The organism is Paenibacillus sp. FSL H8-0457, assembly GCF_038051935.1.
In the GTDB taxonomy this organism is placed as follows: domain Bacteria; phylum Bacillota; class Bacilli; order Paenibacillales; family Paenibacillaceae; genus Paenibacillus_AQ; species Paenibacillus_AQ lautus_A.
Window position 1 is genome coordinate 1,647,668 of record NZ_CP150293.1, and the last position, 20,735, is coordinate 1,668,402.

The 20,735-nt window shown below is 51.7% G+C and carries 18 protein-coding genes; 9 read left to right on the forward strand and 9 right to left on the reverse strand.

The window, feature by feature from the left end:
* Nucleotides 1-30: 30 nt before the first annotated feature.
* Together MHI43_RS06990 and MHI43_RS06995 are read right to left on the reverse strand one after the other, a co-directional pair.
* Complete coding sequence (locus MHI43_RS06990) at nucleotides 31-954, reverse strand: AEC family transporter (RefSeq protein ID WP_015733908.1); 924 nt, start codon at nucleotides 952-954, stop codon at nucleotides 31-33.
* Nucleotides 955-1,273: 319 nt separating this feature from the next.
* Nucleotides 1,274-1,993, reverse strand: coding sequence for a 3-ketoacyl-ACP reductase (locus MHI43_RS06995; RefSeq protein ID WP_015733909.1), 720 nt, complete (start codon nucleotides 1,991-1,993; stop codon nucleotides 1,274-1,276).
* A gap of 172 nt (nucleotides 1,994-2,165) precedes the next feature.
* On the opposite strand from MHI43_RS06995, the gene MHI43_RS07000 reads away from it, so the two are divergent.
* Entirely contained in the window at nucleotides 2,166-4,274 is a 2,109-nt protein-coding gene (locus tag MHI43_RS07000; RefSeq protein ID WP_015733910.1) for a class I SAM-dependent methyltransferase, read from the forward strand.
* Between the two features lie 180 nt (nucleotides 4,275-4,454).
* Here MHI43_RS07000 and MHI43_RS07005 read toward each other — a convergent pair whose 3' ends face one another.
* The 4 genes from MHI43_RS07005 to MHI43_RS07020 all read right to left on the reverse strand — a co-directional run bounded on the left by MHI43_RS07005 (nucleotide 4,455) and on the right by MHI43_RS07020 (nucleotide 7,094).
* Complete coding sequence (locus MHI43_RS07005) at nucleotides 4,455-5,177, reverse strand: peptidylprolyl isomerase (RefSeq protein WP_036662507.1); 723 nt, start codon at nucleotides 5,175-5,177, stop codon at nucleotides 4,455-4,457.
* 271 nt (nucleotides 5,178-5,448) lie between these two features.
* Nucleotides 5,449-5,841, reverse strand: coding sequence for a hypothetical protein (locus tag MHI43_RS07010; protein ID WP_015733912.1), 393 nt, complete (start codon nucleotides 5,839-5,841; stop codon nucleotides 5,449-5,451).
* Nucleotides 5,842-5,937: 96 nt separating this feature from the next.
* On the reverse strand, nucleotides 5,938-6,114 hold the full coding sequence (locus MHI43_RS07015) for a hypothetical protein (protein WP_015733913.1): 177 nt from the start codon (nucleotides 6,112-6,114) through the stop codon (nucleotides 5,938-5,940).
* 281 nt (nucleotides 6,115-6,395) lie between these two features.
* Nucleotides 6,396-7,094 (reverse strand): hypothetical protein, encoded by a 699-nt coding sequence (locus tag MHI43_RS07020; protein WP_036662510.1) that lies wholly within the window; start codon nucleotides 7,092-7,094, stop codon nucleotides 6,396-6,398.
* A 341-nt stretch (nucleotides 7,095-7,435) separates the two neighbouring features.
* Here MHI43_RS07020 and MHI43_RS07025 point away from each other — a divergent pair, with 341 nt between their 5' ends.
* From MHI43_RS07025 to MHI43_RS07035, 3 genes are all read left to right on the forward strand, one after another.
* Nucleotides 7,436-8,887 carry a SulP family inorganic anion transporter gene (locus tag MHI43_RS07025; RefSeq protein WP_015733915.1) on the forward strand — a complete coding sequence of 484 codons (1,452 nt, stop codon included), beginning with the start codon at nucleotides 7,436-7,438 and terminating at the stop codon, nucleotides 8,885-8,887.
* 291 nt (nucleotides 8,888-9,178) lie between these two features.
* Nucleotides 9,179-11,083 (forward strand): ATP-binding protein, encoded by a 1,905-nt coding sequence (locus tag MHI43_RS07030; protein ID WP_341283245.1) that lies wholly within the window; start codon nucleotides 9,179-9,181, stop codon nucleotides 11,081-11,083.
* A 154-nt stretch (nucleotides 11,084-11,237) separates the two neighbouring features.
* Nucleotides 11,238-13,127, forward strand: a complete 1,890-nt coding sequence (locus MHI43_RS07035; RefSeq protein WP_200868613.1) for a sensor histidine kinase — start codon at nucleotides 11,238-11,240, stop codon at nucleotides 13,125-13,127.
* A gap of 91 nt (nucleotides 13,128-13,218) precedes the next feature.
* Here the strand turns inward: MHI43_RS07035 and MHI43_RS07040 are convergent, their stop codons facing one another.
* Nucleotides 13,219-13,458, reverse strand: a complete 240-nt coding sequence (locus tag MHI43_RS07040; RefSeq protein WP_015733918.1) for an NHLP leader peptide family RiPP precursor — start codon at nucleotides 13,456-13,458, stop codon at nucleotides 13,219-13,221.
* A gap of 72 nt (nucleotides 13,459-13,530) precedes the next feature.
* The gene (locus tag MHI43_RS07045; protein ID WP_015733919.1) at nucleotides 13,531-14,484 is read right to left on the reverse strand and encodes a hypothetical protein; all 954 of its coding nucleotides are present in this window, start codon (nucleotides 14,482-14,484) and stop codon (nucleotides 13,531-13,533) included.
* 235 nt (nucleotides 14,485-14,719) lie between these two features.
* Here MHI43_RS07045 and MHI43_RS07050 point away from each other — a divergent pair, with 235 nt between their 5' ends.
* Nucleotides 14,720-15,397: a general stress protein gene (locus tag MHI43_RS07050; RefSeq protein ID WP_009591703.1), complete on the forward strand. Its 678-nt coding sequence runs from the start codon at nucleotides 14,720-14,722 to the stop codon at nucleotides 15,395-15,397.
* 91 nt (nucleotides 15,398-15,488) lie between these two features.
* Nucleotides 15,489-15,779 carry a hypothetical protein gene (locus tag MHI43_RS07055; protein WP_341283246.1) on the forward strand — a complete coding sequence of 97 codons (291 nt, stop codon included), beginning with the start codon at nucleotides 15,489-15,491 and terminating at the stop codon, nucleotides 15,777-15,779.
* A 292-nt stretch (nucleotides 15,780-16,071) separates the two neighbouring features.
* Here the strand turns inward: MHI43_RS07055 and MHI43_RS07060 are convergent, their stop codons facing one another.
* Nucleotides 16,072-17,181, reverse strand: coding sequence for a GNAT family N-acetyltransferase (locus tag MHI43_RS07060; RefSeq protein WP_036662518.1), 1,110 nt, complete (start codon nucleotides 17,179-17,181; stop codon nucleotides 16,072-16,074).
* Nucleotides 17,182-17,393: 212 nt separating this feature from the next.
* Here MHI43_RS07060 and MHI43_RS07065 point away from each other — a divergent pair, with 212 nt between their 5' ends.
* From MHI43_RS07065 to MHI43_RS07075, 3 genes are all read left to right on the forward strand, one after another.
* A complete protein-coding gene (locus MHI43_RS07065; RefSeq protein WP_036662520.1) occupies nucleotides 17,394-18,842 on the forward strand; it encodes a potassium/proton antiporter in 1,449 nt (482 codons plus the stop codon).
* Between the two features lie 205 nt (nucleotides 18,843-19,047).
* Nucleotides 19,048-19,521, forward strand: coding sequence for a DNA starvation/stationary phase protection protein (locus MHI43_RS07070; protein ID WP_036662521.1), 474 nt, complete (start codon nucleotides 19,048-19,050; stop codon nucleotides 19,519-19,521).
* A gap of 196 nt (nucleotides 19,522-19,717) precedes the next feature.
* The gene (locus MHI43_RS07075) at nucleotides 19,718-20,623 is read left to right on the forward strand and encodes an EcsC family protein (protein WP_036662523.1); all 906 of its coding nucleotides are present in this window, start codon (nucleotides 19,718-19,720) and stop codon (nucleotides 20,621-20,623) included.
* The last annotated feature ends 112 nt before the right edge of the window (nucleotides 20,624-20,735 follow it).

Here is a 20,735-nt window from a genome sequence, read left to right on the forward strand (position 1 = left end):
TAATTCCTCCTAGCTGAGTAGAGTTGGTCTTTAGGCTATGAATTTGGCCAGCGTGATCAGGCCGGTAATCGTAATTACGTTTAGTATGGTCGATATAAGGACAGTTTGTGCAGCAAAATCAGGCTCATTCTGATATTCTTCCGCCAGGATGGACGAATTGACGCCGACGGGCATGCCGGAAGCGATGATGAGCGCTTGAGCCGGAACGCCTTTTAGCCCGAGCAGCAGCACGATCAGAATGCCGATAGCCGGCGCGACCAAAAGACGCAGCAGGACGCTGAGGTAAACATCGAGCCGGCGCAGGCGCAGCGGATATTTAATAATCTGTGCCCCGAGCGTCAGCAGGGCGATCGCCACCATGGACTGGTCCGCATAGGTCAGCGGCTGCGAGATAAAGACCGGAAGCGGCAAGGCCAGGGCATGCAGCACAATGCCGATGACGAGGGCATAGGGGACGGGCATTTTCAGAAATCCGATAATGGCCTGTTTGTATAATCCCTCCGTCTTGGCTCCCTGAATGGAAATAACTCCGTACGTAAACGTAAGGAGGCTTTGAAAAGACATGATCAGCGCTTGCACCGAGCCGGCCATCGGATCTCCCTTGAAGGCCAGATCATTGATCGGAAGGCCGTAGTTTCCCGAATTATCCAGCAGGAGGCTGTTGGTAAATGCGGCTCTCATCCCCCGGTTGAACTTGCGCTGTCTGGCAACCAGCATGCTGATCAAGTAGAGGACGCCGATATAAAGCGCATAAAATAACGCCACCATGCCCAGAAGCTGCGGTGACATCTTGGATTCGTACATACTCATAAATACGGCTGCAGGCGTAATGTAGTAAAAGTTGATTTTGGCGAGTGTGTACAAATCGAGCTTAAAGGCATATTGCATAATAATGCCAAAGCCTATCAGGACAAAGATGGGAAGTACCACTTCAAGTAGAATGTCGGCGATCATGCTGTTGTCATCTTCTTTCCATGAGTATAGCTTGGTAATGGTCTGGCTGTGCGTATGACGCCATGTCATTATATCATGACAACGGATGGTTGACACTTGATTCCGCATGGAAAAAAGAACAAAGCACACGCATCTTGCCGGGCCTTTAAGCGAAACGTTCTTGACTTCATCGGAACTTTGAGGGAAGGTTTGCGCAGGATTCACTGGCGCAGACCATCGCGTTACACGCCGGCTGCACGCAAAAAGGGTGTTCCTTGGCCCCTGACCAAGGAACACCCTTGAATTGGTTATTGCAATGGGCGCGTCTGTCGGCGCGTCCTTATTGCGGGTTGGTAGTCCAAATCCCGGCGGATTTGACGAATACGCGCTGCGGCAACTTGAGCGCAGCCAGCACTAGCTCGGCTACGTCTTCCGGCTGCATCATCCGGTCCTCGTCGCCGATCTTCAAGCCGGCATTGACGGCGAGATCCGTGTTCACGGTGCTCGGGGTCAGCGCCGTCACGCGGATGTTGTGCTTGCGGACCTCCTGCAGCACGGCTTCGGTCAGTCCCATCACGGCAAATTTCGAAGCGTTATAGGCTGAGCCCGTGGCGAATCCGCGTTCTCCGGCCGTAGAAGAGATGTTGACGATGTCTCCTTGGTTGTGCTCGATCATGCCGGGCAGCGCTGCGCGCGTCATATAGTAAGTCCCCATCAGATTCACGTCGACGATACGCTTCCAGGCTTCCGGTTCCATTTCCAGCAGGTTGCCGAACTGGGCGATGCCCGCGTTGTTGATCAGAATGTCCACCGAGCCCAGCTCCATGTTTACCGCCGCGAAAGCAGCCTCTGCCTCGCTCTGCACGGAAACGTCGGCCACCGCCGCGACGGCTCTGACACCATATTGCTCGGCAACCAGGGCGCTAAGCGGCTCCAGGTCTGCTGCCGTACGGGCGACGAGTCCAACGTGCACGCCTTCCTTGGCAAGTGCGATGGCCAGGGCGCGTCCAATCCCTTTGCCTGCACCTGTGATGAGGGCTGTTTTATTTTTCAGGCTCATGTACATTCACTCCTTCACATTGATAAAAAAATATGGTTTCGTTGACCAGTATACCCTGTACCATCCGCAACTACCAAATGCCCGCGATCCACCCTAAACAATTTGTTATAATCGTAGCAGCGAAACCAAGATAACCTTTGTTCATTTTTAACAGGAAGTGGAGGAACAACCTATGCTGCAAGCGCTGAATATCATAACCGCGTTTCGTCAGGGGGATGAATCGGCTGCGGGAACGCATCCATGGCTATTGAAGCTGATATCGGCCGAGGAACGAATCGTCAATCTGGAACGGATCACGTCCATCGGGCAATTGACCCATGCCAACCCCGTGCTGGATTATGTAGAACGCACATTGAAGATACTGGATTCGCTGCCTGTTTCCTATTGGATCAAAGAGCTGCTGGAAGATGTCCTGGTGTGGGCGGAAACGGCCAAGGGCGGAACGATGAGGGAACGCCTTCGCTGGCAGCAGTCGGGCATCCAATTGTTCCTGCATAATATCGGGTCCGCGCAGCTGTATGAAAGACATATCCGGCAAGGCAGGGGAACCCTGTCATCGCACGAAGAGATGGTACATACTCTCATACTTACCCATGGACTGCTCGGGCAACACATCCGGGGGGAAGTCGCCTTCGAGGAAAACCTGCCGCTGATTAAGCTTACGGAGGAAGAACGGCTGACCGAAGATGAGCTGATCCGGCTGCTGATCCCTTTGAATCACTGCATCATTGCTGCCGTATCGGAGGAGCTATGGCATTCCGTTGAGGAGGAAATCAAACAACTGATTCGCAAGCTTGCCCAAGGGAGCGTCCCGGATCGGTGGACTTACGAGGAAAGGCTGCGCCGCCTTCGGACCGCTTCCATTGCCCGGGGAGAAGATTTCGACAGGCAGTTTCAGGAGATTCGGAGGCAGACGGATCTGCCTGCTGCCCTGCATGGGTTTCAGGACATGACGCTTTGGTATGTGGAAGCGGCCCTGCAGGATTTCTCGTTGGAAGAGTTCGTGAAGGTATTGCTGCTGGCTCTCCATCCGGAGAAACAGAGCCCGGAGGATCAATTGTCTTCGGATTCGGTGAGCCACCTGAGCTTTGAGCCGCTGATGAACGATATGTATTACGATTACAAGGGCGTCAAGAAGCTGAACGTGTACAAGAAAAGAATGATCGAGCAATATTTGCGCCAGACGGATTGGGAGGCTTGCCACCGCGGGCAGGCGAGTGCCAACCCGCATCTGCGCCACCGCATCGAACGAAAGCCGGAGCTGCCGGATACGGTATTCTTTACCTTCGAATTCTCGCAGGCCGCGGAGAAATTAATCGATTTTTGCATCGAGGCGGAGAAATCCCCGCTCTACGAGAAGGCAGTGCTGCTGTTGTTTGATCTGTTTGGCCTGAGGCGGGATGCTTATGACCGGTTTCATAACGAAGAGAGTTATTTAAACGATATGAACAGCACGGGAGATTACAAGAAAGTGATTCTGGATTATATCACGGGAACGGCGGTACTGGATATCGGTCCCGGTGGAGGCGTGCTGCTTGACCTGATCGAGGAACGGCTGCCGCACGCGCGCCCCGTCGGGATCGATATCTCCTCGAACGTGATTGAAGCGCTGGAGAAACGCAAACGTTTGGAGCACAAAACATGGGAGGTCCTGAAGGGGGACGCGCTGAATCTCAGGGACTATGTGAAACCCGGAAGCGTCGATACAGTCATCTTCTCCTCGATACTGCATGAGTTGTATTCGTACATTGAAACAGACGGTGTGCGCTTCAATACGGCGACCGTGGAGGCAGCCTTGCTCAGTGCCTATGAGGTGCTTGCACCCGGGGGTCGCATTATTATCCGTGACGGAATCATGACCGAGCCCGAGGATACCTGGAGAAGGATTCGTTTCCTTGAGGACGACGGCATGGAATGGCTGAACCGGTATGCCTCGGATTTCAAAGGCCGGGTCATATCCTACGAGCAGCTGGCTGACGCGGAGGTGCGCATGCCTGTCAACGATGCGATGGAGTTTCTGTATACCTATACTTGGGGCCCCGAAGCGTATGTTCATGAAGTGCAGGAGCAGTTCGGATATTTCACGCCTACGCAGTATGCGGAGTGCATCCGCCGAACGCTGGGCTCCGAAGCGCTGATCCGCGTGCAGCAGCATTATCTTCAGGAAGGATATGCCGAGGCATTGGCTGACCGCATCGAATTCATGGATGAGGATGGGAAGGCGGTAACTTTGCCGGACAGCACCTGCCTTTACGTGATCGAGAAGCCGGCCCGTCCGTAAAGGCCATACCCTGCTGTAATCTATAAAAAAAGAGGACCGGAACGCAGCTATATTTCAAGCGTGCTTCGGTCCTCTTTCGCATGTTGTTTGGTAAGCCGTCCGGATTCTGTGCTCATTCACAAGCGAGGAAGGAAAATGGTTCGCTGATACGCTTGAGCCGTAGCGCTTATCCCAAAAAAGCTATTCCTGCTTTTCGGGATCCGGATAATCCTTCCCGAGCGTATCGACCGTCACTTTCTTCATGACGGGCACTTCAAGCGGCTTGTCCATCTGATCCCGCTCCAAGCCCACGATTTCCTCAGCCGTTTCCATGCCTTCGATGACCTTACCGAAGGAGGCGTACTGGGCATCCAGCGAAGGCGCATCCGCGACCATAATGAAGAATTGCGAACCGGCGGAGTTTGGATCCGGCGCGCGCGCCATGGATAATACGCCTGTCGTATGCTTCAGGTCATTCTGAAACCCGTTGGACGTAAATTCTCCGGCGATCGCGTAGCCGGGTCCCCCCGTGCCCTTTCCGTCAGGATCGCCTCCTTGAATCATGAAGCCGGGGATGACGCGGTGAAAGCCTGTGCCATCGTAAAACCCTTGTTCCACCAGGGAGATGAAATTGTTCACCGTATTCGGCGCAACCTCCGGGTAAAGCTCAAGCTTTATCGTTTTGCCGTTCTCCATTTCAATCGTGACGATGGGGTGGCTAGCGTTCGGGTCGGGCACGTTCTGCTTGACCTCGGTTTCCTTCGGCGGTTCCGCTTCGGGCGCCGCAGCGCCGTTCGTCGAACCTGTTCCGCCGCCTGCGCCGCTTTCGGTTTCCTTGTCATTCTGGCCGCATGCCGTCATCACGAACAACAGCCCAAGAATGACGAGCAGGGCCGTCATCCAGCGTGTTCTGCGTTTCAACATCATTGACTCCTCCTGTGCTTTGCCTTATCAGGTCTTAAGCATGTAATCTGTATCATATTTTATCACAGGTTGGACAAGTACTGAAAATCGAAATAGCGGAGTATACATTAAGGAAACCGTTATCAACGTTATGTCACAGAAGACCGACCGCGTATAGAGGATGTTTTCCTTGCGATTAACGAATCAAGGCCAGCGGCTAAGAATGCAAAAAATAAGCTCCCGAACCTGTACAAGTCCGGAAGCTTCAGGAAATGGGGAGCATTGTACGTCTTTACTTGGCAGGAAATATGCCCTCCACTTTGTTTAAAGGGAGCAGAATCCGCGAACGGTTCTTGTCCTTGGCAAGCAATTCGATGAAATCGGCTCCGATTCTGACAAGCCGGATCCGGTCGAAGGCGCCGCGCGTCGGGAAGGTGGTCCGTACCCCAACCCGCACCGTTTTGCCCGGCGGCTTGACATCGAATACCCGAACCGAGTTGAGACTGGACGGCACAAAAAGCTCGCCCTGCACCTTGATGAAATTTTTCGGGAATACCCGCTGCAGCCGTCCGGGTTCCAACCCGGTGTTCGGCGCGTTGATTTCCACCAGATGTCCGGTCAACGAGGCCAGTCGCTGCTGCAGGGTGATCTTATGTCTGCAGGGATGGATCGGCAATCCTTTCATATGAGGCATCATCCTTCCAGGGTCGTATGGTGTAGTGTATGTTGGAAGGTATGGCATGGGTGAAAGAAGAGGATCACGATTCCTGCCCGGTGTTGTTTAGGATGACGGAGGATTTCCGCGGTTACTCGTACCACTGCCATCCGGCTTCTCGTGTTTGATGCTGTCGGGTATCGGAATGCTGTCCGGATAGGAATCCTCGACAAACAGGCCGAATTCCTCATCGATGTCGCGTTCGGTCACTAAACGGTGCTTCTCGTCAGGTTGTTTCTTCATCGGCTGTTCCTCCTATGAAATCGAATCTTTGAAATGAACGGCTGGTATAAGAACTGATAGCTTGACCCATACTGTTTTACTATAAAGACGGTTGTATGGGAGGCGTAGGCATGGAAAGAAAGGGCAACATATTAACGGCACTCATATGGGGTACCCTGATCGGCATCCTGTTGTGGATGTCATTTCTCGGCTGGCTGGATATCATATTCGGAAAATAGAGGGATCATACAGTGCTAGTATAAGACCCGCCTTCCTATAAGGAGAGGCGGGTCTTGCAGGTTTTAGTCGTCCTCGCCATTGCTGCCGTTCAGCAAATCGGTTCCGTGCATCTGTTCCGTCGGAGGCGCGGCGGGATCCACCGGGCTGTTGGCCGCAATCGCGTCCGCGTCCGGCACATCCTCCAGCGGCGTATACTCCTCTTCACCCGAAGGGTAATTCATAAAAATGTCCTGATTCAGAAAGGCGGTACCGCTGCCTGAAAACGCGGCGTCGGCTGCGACTCTCTGCTCCGTATCGCCGGTGTACTCGGCGATGACCTCGTCACCCGGACGAGTTGGGGGCTCACCCTCGCTGGCCCGCCATTCCCGGTCCGTCTCGTCGTCCGCGACATCGCGAATAACCGTTTCGTCGGCGGTACGGTCCAGCCGCACCTCGTCGGCTTCTCCGGCATCGGATGACAAGGATAACCGCTCATCGGCAATGGTCCGTTGATCCGGATCGGCACCTGTAGCTTCCCATGCATCGATGGCGCTGTGATCGGGGTTCATCCGCTCCTCCGGTTTTGCATCCGCAGGAGCCGCTTCACTCTGATCGTACGCGATATGATCCGCGTCTTCGCTGCTTAGGCTTTGCTCCGTATAGGTGTTGACGTCTCTCAGATCGTCTTGCGGAATCAAATCCGTATCCTCGACTTTCCGTTTGGCCTCGAATTCCAAATATGTCAAATCTGCCAGCGTATTCCGATTGTTTTCGTCTCGCATCGTGTCCATCTCCTTCCTTGTTTTCAATTACAATAGGTTTCTATACTTCGACTTTACCCGCTGAATCAAGAATGAATCCCGAAACATTCAGGTTATGGTAAACCAAGCAAGCTCTATCTTTCCCTGTCGGTTGACGTATTATGAAAATTTTCAAATAAGGAAAATGGACCAAACACAAGATAAATGAGAGAAAATGAATGATTTCGTGGATTATTTCCCTTAAATTGAACAATGAAATTTTAAAATGATCCCGTTATAATCGAAAAAGCGACTAACGGACCGGGACAATTCTGAGAGTGGATTGTCAACAACCAACAACAGAACAGGAAGTGATCAGGACTTTGTTTCAATGGATTAGACAAGGCTTCTTTGGCAACTCGCGCAAAGATATTTTATCGGGTCTGACAGTAGCGTTCGCTCTCATCCCGGAAGCGATCGCCTTCTCTATCATGGCAGGCGTTGATCCGATGGTGGGACTCTATGCGTCCTTCGTGATTGCCGTCAGCATTTCGTTTTTCGGCGGCCGTCCCGGCATGATCTCAGCGGCGACAGGGGCCATGGCGTCATTGATGGGACCGCTTGTGGCTATGCACGGGATCGAGTATTTGTATGCGGCAACGATTTTGACGGGAATCTTGCAATGGTTGATGGGAGCGCTCAAGTTCGGACGTTTTATCACGTTTGTTCCCCAGCCGGTCATCACCGGCTTCGTGAATTCCCTGGCCATCATCATTTTTCTGGCCCAGCTTCCGAATTTCAAGGGCGAATCGTGGCCGATGTACTTGATGGTGATCGGCACGCTGCTGATCATTTATTTATTGCCGCTGGTAACCAAAGCGGTTCCGTCGGCACTCGTTGCGATCATCGTGATGACCATCGTTGCGGTTTGGTTCAAAGCTCCGGTGCAAACGGTCGGGGACATGGGCAACATTACCCAGGCACTGCCGTTCTTCCACATTCCGAATGTAACCGTCAGCTTGGACATGATCATGACGATATTGCCTATTTCCCTGGCTCTTGCTGTCGTCGGGATGACGGAATCGCTGCTTACCGCGTCGCTCGTGGATGAGATGACCGAGACGGGCAGCGACAAGAACCGGGAAATCCGCGGTCAGGGCGTTTCCAACGTGATCACCGGATTCTTTGGCGGCATGGCGGGCTGCGCCATGATCGGACAGACGGTGATTAATGTGAAATCGGGAGGGCGCACCCGGTTATCCACCTTGGTTTCCGGCGTGTTTCTGCTGTTCCTCATCATTGTGCTCGGGGATGTCGTGAAACAGATTCCGATGGCGGCGCTTGTCGGGGTCATGTTTATGGTTTCGATCGGCACGTTTGAATGGGGATCGCTTCGCACGCTTCACCGCGTGCCGTTAGGGGATGCCATCGTCATGCTGGCAACGGTCATCATTGTGGTAGCGACTCATAATCTGGCCATCGGGGTCATGATCGGGATTATCTTAAGCGCCCTGAATTTCGGGTGGAAGATGGCCAAAATCCACGCCGTGCCCCATATGCAGCCGAACGGCACCAAGGTATACGAAATCCGGGGACAGCTGTTTTTCGGAACGATGATGTATTTTGTAAATCTGTTTGACGTGAACGATGATCCGGAACATGTCGTGATTGATTTTTCCAAATCCCATGTATGGGATCAGTCAGCCACGAATGCCATTTCGAAGGTATGGCATAAGTACAAGGAAGCGGGGAAAGACCTCACGCTCATAGGGTTGAACGACGAAAGCCAGCGGATGGTCGATAAAGTCGGCCTTGCTTCAAACTCTACGCATTAGAAGCATTAGTCATTCTGTAAGCAGGTGTGCTCAATAGAGGTAAGGTTTGTCAGATGAAAAACATGCCAAATGAAGAAATGGCGGTGCTCAAGGATATGATCCTTGCACCGCCATTCTTGCTTTTCGGCCTGTTGTCGCAATGAACGTAAATAAAATTTTACAAACGATACATGGCATTTCATGTTATATTGATTGTAAATGAACTCGAAGTTTGTCGAATCGGCAAAGGATGGAGAAGAAGGCGGATTTATATTGACAATAACGGTTAGAGGTGCTGACTAGATGAAGGATATGCCCAAATCCATATTCCTGCTTCTGCTGGTCGTGCCGCTGCTGCTGATTATATCGATTTTATCACCGGGACAATCGGATGCTGAGCGTGCTCATACCGTGATACCTGATTGGCAGTTTATGTGGGATAACGAACAACAGGAGGTTGTTTCGCCGGCCGGCATTCGGAATTCAAGCGGTTGGCTGACAGGGACACCAGAGAACAAAGAACCCCCAAAGTCAGATGGGGTATCTTCAGCATGGAATCGTTTTACCCTGCCCGACCTTCCTTGGAAACAATCGGCCATTATGATTGACCGGATCAAGGGGCAGGATGTTCTGGCTTTCTTGAACGATGAACCGGTGTATGAAGCCAAGCGGGACTATATGTATACGAATCATTCGCTGCTGCTTCCTTTTCATCCGGATGATGCCGGCAAAACCGTTTATATATGGACAAACGGTTCTAGCGATATGACGTTAGGCATCGATAGCGAGATCATGCTCGGCGAGTATGATGATCTGCGTAGAGGTTTTATCAAGAAGGATTTGGAGGATTTTATATTAGGCAGCTCCTTTTTGTTTATTGCGGTGGTCATGTTCTTCTGCTGCTTGTTCCTTCCGAAGCATACGGTATCCAGCTGGCTGTCCCTGAGCGTGATCATTCTGGCAAGCGGAGCCTTGCTAATTACGTACTCGCCGTTCCTGTACACCTTTTATGGCGAACTCGGCAGCGTATGGGTCTCGGTATTTGATATTTCGCTTTTCACCGTTTTGCCGGCGCTGTATTTCTATTTCGAGAAAATCTACGGACCCGGTCCCTACCGGATCATTCGCTACGGCCGAAGAATTCAGATGGCCTACTCCGGGATCTGCCTGGTTTTCCTTGCGGTACATGTTCTGAGCCATCATTCGTTTTATGATATGTACTATTTCTTCTCCGTGAAGATTCTCGGCATCCTGATTATCCTGCAGATGGTGCTGCTGATCGGTACCACGATTCTGTACGCTGCCAAGCGCAACAAGGACGCTTATATTTTTACCGCAGGCTTCGGCATGATGGCGATAGCGACGCTCGGAGATATGCTGGCCTTCTATTACCATGACGGGCATTATGAGCTCTTTCTGTGGAAATGGGGCGTTATCGGCCTGATCGTCTCCCTGATCATATTGCTGGGGCGTAAATTCGCCCGAAGCCATGAGCAAGTGCTGCAATATTCCCGGGAGCTGGAGATGTTTAATCAAGAACTTCAGCGATCGGAGAAAATGGAGATCATCAGCGAGCTCGCCGCTTCGGTTGCGCACGAGGTTCGAAATCCGCTGCAAGTGACGCGCGGCTTCATGCAGCTTTTGGCCGAGAACTCCAAGCAGACGGAAAAGGAGTATTTTGGCTTGGCGCTGAAAGAACTGGACCGGGCTTCCGGGATCATCACGGATTTCCTCACGTTTGCCAAGCCTGAATTGGAGCATGAGACCAGGCTGAACGTGTATGAGGAGCTGAAGCATGTGAAAGGCATTCTGCTGCCGCTTGCGAATCTGAGCGGGGGCACGATCGAACTGGATGACGCCAAGGAATTATACATCAACGGTAATTCATCCAAACTGAAGCAAGCGATGATTAATATCGTCAAGAACAGCATCGAGGCACTGGATGGAGAAGGCGTTATTCGCATCTGGGCCTATGCCGAATCAGGTGAAGTCGTGATTCACATCCAAGATGACGGCATTGGAATAGAGGCTGGGGATCTGGAGAGGCTGGGCGAGGCGTATTTCTCGAATAAGTCGAAAGGGACGGGGCTTGGCCTGATGGTCACCTTCCGAATCATCGAAGCGATGCGAGGAACCATTCATTTTATCAGTGAAAAAGGAAGCGGCACCGAGGCGATCATTCGCTTTCCGTCCGTTCCTGATTCATTGGAGGTTTAGATTTCCAATCAAGAGAGATGCCGCGCTGCATCTCTCTTTGTTATATCAATAATAGAAAATTTTATCATTTTTCCGAAAATTAGAAGGTGGAAGGTTTTGCCGCAGCGAATAACACAGTAAGAGAATCACCCATTATAATGTTTGAGGTGTGTTCATGAGGTCTGGATGGAGAATCGCTGTGTTCCTGATCATCGTTATAGCTTTTAGCCAGGGGTTACCTGGGCTTGTCTTTGCCACCGAAGAAACGGCAGCTCGGGCAGCGATTAAGGAGTGGAAAATCCTTTGGTCCGAAACCCGAGGGGTACCGGACAGCGTACCGGCCCACAGGGATGACTGGCTGGTAACTTCGACCGGAGCTTCGACGCCTTCCAAGCCGCATGCCAAGGCATCCGCATGGATTCAAATGAAGATTCCCGAAATATCATCGGCATCCCCCGGCATTTTGATTGACAAGCTGCACGGACAGCAGGTTGCGGTATATGCGGACCATGAGAAGATTTACGAATCAACCCGTACGTACAATTATGAGCTGAACTACATTTTGCTTCCCCTTCACCAGGACTTACTCGGGAAGGATCTGTACATCTGGCTGGAAACCGCGCGAGATCATGTGACGATGGAAGGGAAAATACTGGTCGGCAACTATCATGATCTGTTGAACCAGTTCGTGAAGTCGAATCTGGTGGATATCATCCTCGGGAGCGCCTTTGTTTTTATTGCATTGGTGATGCTGATCTGCGCCGTGTTTCTGAACAGAAAATATTTGATTACCGTCCTGTCATTATCGTTTATTATTTTATCCGTTGGCATACTGGTATTTACATACTCCCCGTTTCTTTATACGATTTTTGATGAATATGGAAATTTATATACTCAGTTATATGACATCTCATTATTTATTTTACTTCCTTCGTTCAGTCTCTTTTTTGAAAAAATCTTCGGCCCCGGCTGGAGGGGCGTGCTGCGCAAACTTCGGAAGTTCCAGGTATTCTATTCGCTGTTCTGCGGCCTGTTCCTGATCTTCAATCAATGGGCCTTTAATCAATGGTTCGACCTGTATTATTTCTTCTCCGCTCAGGTCCTGGGTTTTGTCATGATTGTTCAATTCGTACTGCTGGTCGGAAGCTCGATGTACTATGCCGTTAAGGGAAATAAGGACGCCATTATTTTCAACGCTGGCTTTGCGGTGTTTGCCATTGTGGGTTTGGGCGAGCTGCTGCAGTTTTTCCTGACCCGGGGCAGCTACAATCTGTTCCTCTGGAAATGGGGCATCGTCAGCTTCATTATTGCGCTCATCGTTATTCTCGGACGGCATTTTGCCAAAAATCACGAACAGATGCTTCAATACTCCAAAGAGCTTGAGATGTTCAACAATGAGCTGCAGCGTTCGGAGAAGATGGAGATCATCAGTGAGCTTGCGGCATCGGTCGCGCATGAGGTTCGCAACCCGCTGCAAGTGACGCGGGGATTCCTGCAGCTCCTCACCGGAAAAGCCCAGTCCACCGAACGGGAGTATCTGGATCTGGCCTTGGTCGAGCTGGACCGTGCCTCGGGCATCATTACGGATTTCTTAACCTTTGCCAAGCCGGAATTCGGCAAAGACACGGTGCTGCGGATATCCGAGGAGTTCAAGCATATCGAAGGCATACTCGGCCCGCTGGCTCATCTGCAAGGAGGCAGAATTACCGTCGATATTCCGGAGGATATTACGATTCGGGGCAATTCCTCGAAATTCAAGCAGGCCTTCATTAACATCGTGAAGAACAGCATTGAGGCGCTGGGCGACGAAGGGCTGGTTCATATCCGCTGCTATCGCCAGCAAGGCCAGGTGTTTATTCATGTGGTGGATAATGGAGAGGGGATGGGGCCGGATGTGCTGGCACGTCTGGGAGAGCCCTATTTCTCTAACAAAACGAAGGGTACGGGCCTTGGCCTGATGGTGACCTTCCGAATTATCGAGGCCATGGATGGGGACATTTATTTTACGAGTAAACAAGGAGTGGGGACCGATGCCGTCATTACGCTTCCCGCAGCTTGCGAATGATTCGCTAAGCTGCGGCAGCGATGGCGGTTACCGTCCCCACTCTTTTTACCTATTCATCTATTTATGAAATGTCCAGGCTGTTATGTAGTCTTTACCAGATGGCTCTTTCCTTGGCTTCCGATTTGATCACGCTAGTCGGATTCGGAGGGATGACCAGATACAGCTCGCCCGGATTCTCTTCAAGCGTTCGAATCTCGATGTGGTCGGGAATCCGTACACCAAGAACTTCCTTGATCGCGGACTTTGGATCGCTCAGCAGTCTTGCCTTAAAGCTAGGATCCTCCCAGGCTTTTTGAATCAATTGTGTTTGAAAGATGGCTTCTGTCGTCATAAGAATCACCCTTTCAAATAAATTGGTTATTTTTTACTCTTAAAGAATACCATGGAACAAATATAAAATCTATTATTTTTTGTTTAGAATAGACAAATGGTAATTTAACCCGCCAAAAGACAAGGTTTTTTTACTATTTTCGATATGATTCGCTTCGTTCTGAAGTTCATCCACCATGGTTTGATGGAAGGAAATCAGATGCGGAGCCTCTATATCAACCGATAAGAGATGGGCATGGGTGGCAGCGGCAATCTCTGCATAAGGCTTCAGCATGTTGTTGATAAAGATGGCTTCCTGCACTTCGGATATCGTTAGAACAGCGTCCTGCGGTTGCCCCCGTTCCGATTTAATGAGGGAGAGCAGGCAGTTGTAGCTGCCATCTGCAAGATCCTGCTTCCAATCGGTCCAATCGTCCATCATCTGCAAGGTAAGCAGCACATGATTCATCACATCGTTCGTTCGTGGAATAAGGTCTGCTTGATCCGATAGAAGCAGTGCGGCGGTGCTTCCCAGCTTTACGGGAGCCGCCTTTTTGGCAACCATGGCCCTGTCGTGCTTGAAGTAATCCTCCCGGGTTTCATGGATGACGCCTTCCGACCATTCGTGCGTATAGTGTTTGAGATAAGACCAGAATTCTGAATTTGCCGGGAAGTAGGGTTGATAGGATGTGAGAAATTCGTAATACAGCAGGTTGGCAAGCGCGAGATGGTGTTTCGGATCGATAGAGGACTGGCCGTCATGAGGCGAGTCCATGATGTCGTCTTGAATGAAGTAGTATAACATGCCGATAATGTTGGCCGTGGAGAGATCACGGTATATCTCGGCAGGGAGTGCGGTCCGTTCTTTCATCCAGAAGGGAAGCAGATAGCAGATGTAATTTTTGGAACTGTCCTGCTCAAAGACGTCAAACTTTCTGAGGTATGAAAGACCGATTTGGTTCAGGGGAGCAGGGAATTCGGACAGCCTTGCTTCGCAGGCCGAGAAAGCGGCGGCAAGATCGTCCTCGAAAGGCTTGAACCAGTTCATGGAATCACCAACCTATTCAATTTTTAAGGTACAAGTGCTTACTTGCTATATTAACATGAATGCTAATGGAGTTAAATATTACCAGTCCCAATCCATGGCGATATGTGGAAGTTTCGGCTCTGCGACGGGGTTCTTTACAAGCGGTTATTCGGTTTCCTTGTTTGATTATGGCGGCGGGCGTTTAATTTAGGGATGTACAGCGATAACCGAAAATGACCAAATAGGAGGAATTCATATGACTCAGAAAATTGTAGGAGCTTTTCGGACGGAGCAGGAAGCAACCCGAGCCATTGAGGAACTAAAGCAGCAAGGATTCAGAGCCGATGAAATCTCTGTCATTGCCAAGGATCGCGGCGAATCTTCCCATATTCAGGACGAGACCGGGACCAAAGCGCCCGAGGGATTGGCCTCCGGAGCGGCTACCGGCGGCGTGCTGGGCGGCGTCACCGGATTGCTCGCAGGTCTTGGCGCATTGGCCATTCCGGGCATTGGTCCGATCATTGCCGCTGGACCGATCGCGGCAACGCTGACGGGCGCCGCCGTGGGTGCCGGTGCAGGCGGGTTGGTAGGAGGCCTGATCGGCCTTGGCATTCCGGAAGATCAAGCGGAGGAATATGGGGGCTACGTCGATGAAGGGCATATTCTGGTCATGGTGGATGCCGATGAGTCGAACGGTGGCCAGGTATATGATATATTCCGCAGCAACAGCGCGCTCAATGAACATCATTACCGTGAAGAAGGTACCTACAGCGGTACAGGAGCACCGGTAGATTCGCGTTCTGAAGCGGCTGCTGCCACCGAGGATGCCGTGCCGGACCCTAACCTGTATCAAGGCTATGGCGATGGCAATGGCGGCGCCGTGAGTCCTAACATTGTTAGCCCGGATCGTGAAGAAACCACGAAGAGACGATAAGGGTTATTCTCATATGCATCATGAACGATGAACAAACCGCCCGGATTCTTCCGGGCGGTTTGTTTGCGGCGACAATCTGGCTTCACGGGGCTTGCTTGAAGTTGTGTTTAACGCTTGTTGCGCTGCATTCTCGCACCCCTCGGCCCGTACCCGGGACCGCCGGGGCCGTGCCCATGTCCAGGACCGCCAGGTCCACCGGGGCCATGTCCAGGTCCACCCGGATGCCACGGTCCTGGGCCATGTCCCGGATGCCAAGGACCGTGCCCATGCCCATGCCCATGTCCGGGGAATCCGGGATACCCCGGGTAAAACGGAGGAAACGGATAGACCGGATAAAACGGTGGATAGTATGGATAAGGATAGTAAGGGTATCCAGGGATGAGACCCGGGATACCGAGGCTTGTTTGGGATTGAAGCCCTCTTTTCGGTTGATGACTCAAGGCCTTGCACCTCTTTCTATCAGATCGGTTATCCCATTCTATGTGGAAGCGGAGAGGAAGGGCACTTATCCTGGGAAAAATAGGCGGACGGCCACTCCTCGGGATGCGAGTACCGACGCTGGTTCTGCTTGGGATGAACAGGTTCCAGGTTAGTCAATCTCAAGCGAAAGTAAAAAAGGCGCATATGACCTCTCCTGCTTAGGGAAAGGATCAGATGCACCTTTAGTTCTTCCATTATATATATTGAAGTCCGGTTGCGTAAGGGAGAGGGACAGGATCGAAGGTTACGCTCCCGTTAGCCCGATACGGGGATTCCGGATCGAACAGGATGGAAAGCAAACCTTCGTCATCCAGCTCCAACGTTTCATGGCTCAGGGTAAGACGGTACGGACCATGTTCGCCGTCCGCCTGGATCAACCCCTCCGGAAGCAGAGGAGCCAGCTGACGAAGCAGCTGCGGGCCGCTTACCAAATAAATGGTTCCCTCGTTGCGAATATACTCAGGCAGGGTACCGGCAGATTGGATTAAAGCGGCAAGCTCCTTATCCTGCCAAGGCAGCGGAACCGTAAGCTCTGAAAGGCTGAAGGATGCGACGGCATCGGCTATAATCAGTGCGGCTGCTTCAGGGCTTCCTCCCCACTCGACGAGGGTAGACTCCCTGGAAGGCGTCATCGTGTCTCCGGGTACGGCGATGATGGCAAAAGCGGTCAGCGCCCCGTCTTCTTCGGCGACAAGCACCTGCTGTTTAAGGCGGATCACGTTGGAGTATGCGCTTGCATCCAGCAGCTTGTTAAGCTCCGAAGCCGTCGTAACATATCCAGCCTCCCGCTGTTCCATCAGTCTTTGGATCTGGAACAAATCGTGCGGCTGCATGGCCCGGATGTTCACTTTTTTTCCCGTTGCAGCACGCAGCGGCTCCACGACGGCCGGAGATAGACGGAACCGGAGCGCCCGCCCGAATAGACGGCTGCCTGCCCGGGTATACAGGGATCTGCCGCCGGAAATAAGGATGAGGGATGCACCGGAAGCCTCGCCATGCCGCATGCACTGTTCCAGGAGATTGCCTGCAAGTCGCTGACCCCGGTAATCCGGGTCCGTGCAGACGGAGCCGATGGAGAAAATATTTAATCGGGCACCGCGAGTCTGGATGGTGAACGGCACGAATCCCATGAAAGACACCAGTTTGTCCTGATCCCAGGCACCGTAGGAATGGCTGATGCCCGGCGAGAATATCGGAGGGAAGGATACCCCCATTGAAGGCTGCTCCGGCTGCTTAAGAAAAATACGGTCGGACAGCTCGACGGCTTGTTGCAATTGATCGCTTTTCATCATAGAAATCTTCACTCGATTGACGCCTCCCCTATGTATGTCGCTTGTTATTACCAGTATAAAGTCATTGGGCAGGGAATTTCCAGTAAACGTTTTCTAAGGCTATTCGGAATTGTCCGGTTGGCGGAGTTAGCCAGCCCTGCAGCGAAGCGTTTTACGGTTTAGGCGTATGCGAAAAGGCGGTGTTTTTCGGGTAATAATAAATGAACGAATCTGACGCCGGAGGGATGAGCTTGCCAAGTTTTGTTGATTCCATGATTTTGCTGTGCGGCGCCTTGCTTCTGACAGGCGTATTGACCACCAAGTTCTCTTTCCGTTTCGGCATGCCCGCTCTGGTGCTGTTTATCGCGATCGGGATGATTCTCAGCCGTTTCATTTATTACGATAATGCGGAGCTCACGCAGTTGGTCGGCATATTCGCACTGATCGTCATTTTGTTTCAGGGCGGGATGCAGACCGACTTCAAAGAAATCAAGCCGGTTCTGGGTCCGGCCATTTCGCTTGCCACGATAGGCGTCCTGCTGACAACCGTTGTAATCGGACTATGCGCCTCTTTCGTGCTTGATATTTCTTTGAAAGAAGGGCTGTTAATCGGCGCTATCGTCGGCTCGACGGATGCGGCAGCCGTATTCTCGGTTCTTGGCGGAACGAATCTGAAGAAAAGGCTTCGAATGACGCTCGAGGCCGAATCCGGAAGCAATGACCCGATGGCGGTGTTTCTAACCGTGTCCTTAATCGAATGGATAGAACATCCGGGCCTAAATTTGTTCGGGCTTATTTTTTCCTTTGTCATGGAAATGGGATTGGGACTGGTTATCGGCATTCTTGTCGGCATGCTGGCCATGTATGTGATCAATCGCATCAACTTCGATTCTTCGGGGTTATACCCCGTGACCGCTTTAGGATTTGCCGTGCTGACGTATGCCGCCGCCGCATGGCTTGGAGCCAGCGGTTTGCTTGCCGTATACGTTATGGCCTTGCTGCTCGGCAATACCGAGCTGACGTACCGTAAGACGATTCAAGCATTCAACCAAGGTTTTGCGTGGATGATGCAGATCGTGATGTTTGTGCTGCTCGGGCTTCTTGTCTTCCCGAACGAGCTGTCGAAGGTCGTATGGCAAGGACTCCTGTTGTCCTTGATTCTCATCTTCATCGCCAGGCCGATCGGCGTGTTCAGCAGTCTGCTGTTCGCCAAATTTGCCGTCCGCGAGAAAATATTGATTTCATGGGCCGGCCTCCGCGGGGCCGTACCGATCGTATTGGCTACATATCCCGTACTGGCGGGAATCAGGCAGGGGGAATTGTTTTTTAATGTCGTGTTCTTTGTTGTTTTGACTTCAGCGGTGATCCAGGGCACCACAATCTCTCCGCTCACGCAAAGGCTTGCACTGGTGGAGAAGGATAAAGCAAAGGCTCCGTCCTTATTGGAGCTGATGGCACTAGGAAAAACGGATTCCGAGATCAACCACGTGCTGGTGGATGGGGATATGCCCATCGTCGGCAAGGAAATTCAGCAGCTGAATCTGCCGGACGACATCCTCTTTACGGCCATTATTCGGGAGAAGCGGATCATCACGCCGAGAGGAAACACCGTCATTGAGGCAGGGGACACGTTGTACGTGATGAATCCGAAGCAAAAACGGAAGGAAATGAAATCAATTCTGGGGTTATCCTAGGGATTTCGCAGCTGAAGCTATATGATGCCCATCACAGCAGACGGTCTTAAAAATAATTTAGGATAGGTATAAATCAGAGGTAATTTCTTCATCCTATCTTCATCCGAGAAGTTTCGATTTCCTTTGCAAAAGAGACAGGAATCTGTTATGATTAATTCAAGGATTTAGAATAAGTCTAAATACAATATCAAAGGAGACGATATAGATGAGTAACCTAACCCAACAAGCACAAGGAAATACGACCGATGAACTTCAACAAATTCTGAATACGCAGGTAGCCAACTGGAGTGTGCTTGGCGTGAAGCTGCACCATTATCATTGGTATGTGAAAGGTCCTCAGTTCTACGTGCTGCACGAGAAATTCGAGGAGCTGTACAACACGGCCGCTGGTTATGTGGATGAGCTGGCAGAGCGAATGCTGGCCATCGGCGGCAAACCGGCCGCCAGCATGGCTCAATATTTGAAGCTGACGACGCTGCAGGAGGTCTCGAATGAAAACACGGCCGAGCAGATGGTCGGACAGCTGGTTGCGGATTTCGAGAAAGTGGCCGGAGAGCTCAAGTCCGGTATCGAGGCAGCAAACCAAGAGGGCGACGATGCGACAGCCGATCTGTTGACCGGCATGGCGAGCGCTGTGCAGAAGCATTCGTGGATGCTGAACGCATTTTTGGGCAAATAAAGTTCATATCCGTTGCTGCCGTTTCATGACGGCTAACATAAGCAAAGGGAGATCGACCTGATAAGGGTCGTTCTCTTTTTTTGTTCGCCTTGCGAATGCTGTTGCAAGATTCAATTTGAAATTTATTGCGCCTTTCTTCAATTTTATGCGTATAACCTTCATAGATCGATTTAATCCGGATAGAGGAGTAGTGAGGATGGCAGAGATGGAATCACGACAACAGCTGGAGTCGCAGCTTCAAGAGATTTTGAAATGGGAGAAGGAGCAGAAGGACGTCATGTTCTGGGAGAAGCTCGGAAGAATTCCCTTTATGCTGCTGGATCGCCTCACGCCCAAGGCTGTTCAAGAGAAAATCGGAAGCGCCTTGAACGAGGTAGGCGGATTTATTCAAAGCGGCGGGAAGCATCTGGTTCGCGAGAAGTCGGTCATGAACGTTCTGGCTCAGACCGCTGGATTGGAAGGTTCAGCCGCGGTGAACGACCCTTCCGCGAAATCAGGCGAGGCGGAGTCGGGCGGGGCTGGGAACGGAGAGGAGCAGGCGGTGGCTTCCGGACTTACGCTGGCAGCAGCCGCGAAATTGCCGCTCCAGGTCATGGATGCGGCAGCGGATACGCTGACGGTAAAGCGGGTCAAATTCGCGGCGGCCCAAGGGGCGGCAACGGGAATCGGAGGCGTATTTACGATAGCGGCCGATCTTCCCATGGTGCTCGGTCAATCGCTCAAGGTGCTTCAGGAGATGGCCCTTTGTTACGGGTATGATCCGAACGATCCCCGGGAGCGGGTGTTTATCGTGAAATGCCTGCAGTTTGCATCCGCCGACATCGTAGGAAAGAAAGCGGTGCTGGAGGAGCTTGCCAGTTTTGACGACGTCCAGGCGACGGAGCAGGTCTTCTCGCAACTGCAGGGCTGGCGTGAAGTCGTCCAGTCGTATACCGATAACTTCGGGATGAAAAAGCTGTTTCAGCTGATTCCGATCGCCGGGATCGTATTCGGTTCGATCAGCAACAAAGGCACTATAAGCGATGTGGCCGAAGCCGGGAAAATGCTGTACAAGAAGCGGCGTGTTCATTACCGTCTTCGGAATATGGAATATCCGCTGTAATCAAGGATATACACGGATCGACACGACAAAAAGGGATGCCCGCCATGCGCGGACATCCCTTTACTTAATCAACATCGGAAAATATCATGACGCAACCCATAAAGGTGGTTTC

Bases quoted from the DNA above. Each gene is read 5' to 3' on its own strand.
- MHI43_RS06990 (WP_015733908.1), bottom strand. From the start codon at position 954: ATGATCGCCGACATTCTACTTGAAGTGGTACTTCCCATCTTTGTCCTG.
- MHI43_RS06995 (WP_015733909.1), bottom strand. From the start codon at position 1,993: ATGAGCCTGAAAAATAAAACAGCCCTCATCACAGGTGCAGGCAAAGGG.
- MHI43_RS07000 (WP_015733910.1), top strand. From the start codon at position 2,166: ATGCTGCAAGCGCTGAATATCATAACCGCGTTTCGTCAGGGGGATGAA.
- MHI43_RS07005 (WP_036662507.1), bottom strand. From the start codon at position 5,177: ATGTTGAAACGCAGAACACGCTGGATGACGGCCCTGCTCGTCATTCTT.
- MHI43_RS07010 (WP_015733912.1), bottom strand. From the start codon at position 5,841: ATGAAAGGATTGCCGATCCATCCCTGCAGACATAAGATCACCCTGCAG.
- MHI43_RS07015 (WP_015733913.1), bottom strand. From the start codon at position 6,114: ATGAAGAAACAACCTGACGAGAAGCACCGTTTAGTGACCGAACGCGAC.
- MHI43_RS07020 (WP_036662510.1), bottom strand. From the start codon at position 7,094: ATGCGAGACGAAAACAATCGGAATACGCTGGCAGATTTGACATATTTG.
- MHI43_RS07030 (WP_341283245.1), top strand. From the start codon at position 9,179: ATGCCCAAATCCATATTCCTGCTTCTGCTGGTCGTGCCGCTGCTGCTG.
- MHI43_RS07035 (WP_200868613.1), top strand. From the start codon at position 11,238: ATGAGGTCTGGATGGAGAATCGCTGTGTTCCTGATCATCGTTATAGCT.
- MHI43_RS07040 (WP_015733918.1), bottom strand. From the start codon at position 13,458: ATGACGACAGAAGCCATCTTTCAAACACAATTGATTCAAAAAGCCTGG.
- MHI43_RS07045 (WP_015733919.1), bottom strand. From the start codon at position 14,484: ATGAACTGGTTCAAGCCTTTCGAGGACGATCTTGCCGCCGCTTTCTCG.
- MHI43_RS07050 (WP_009591703.1), top strand. From the start codon at position 14,720: ATGACTCAGAAAATTGTAGGAGCTTTTCGGACGGAGCAGGAAGCAACC.
- MHI43_RS07065 (WP_036662520.1), top strand. From the start codon at position 17,394: ATGAGCTTGCCAAGTTTTGTTGATTCCATGATTTTGCTGTGCGGCGCC.
- MHI43_RS07070 (WP_036662521.1), top strand. From the start codon at position 19,048: ATGAGTAACCTAACCCAACAAGCACAAGGAAATACGACCGATGAACTT.
- MHI43_RS07075 (WP_036662523.1), top strand. From the start codon at position 19,718: ATGGCAGAGATGGAATCACGACAACAGCTGGAGTCGCAGCTTCAAGAG.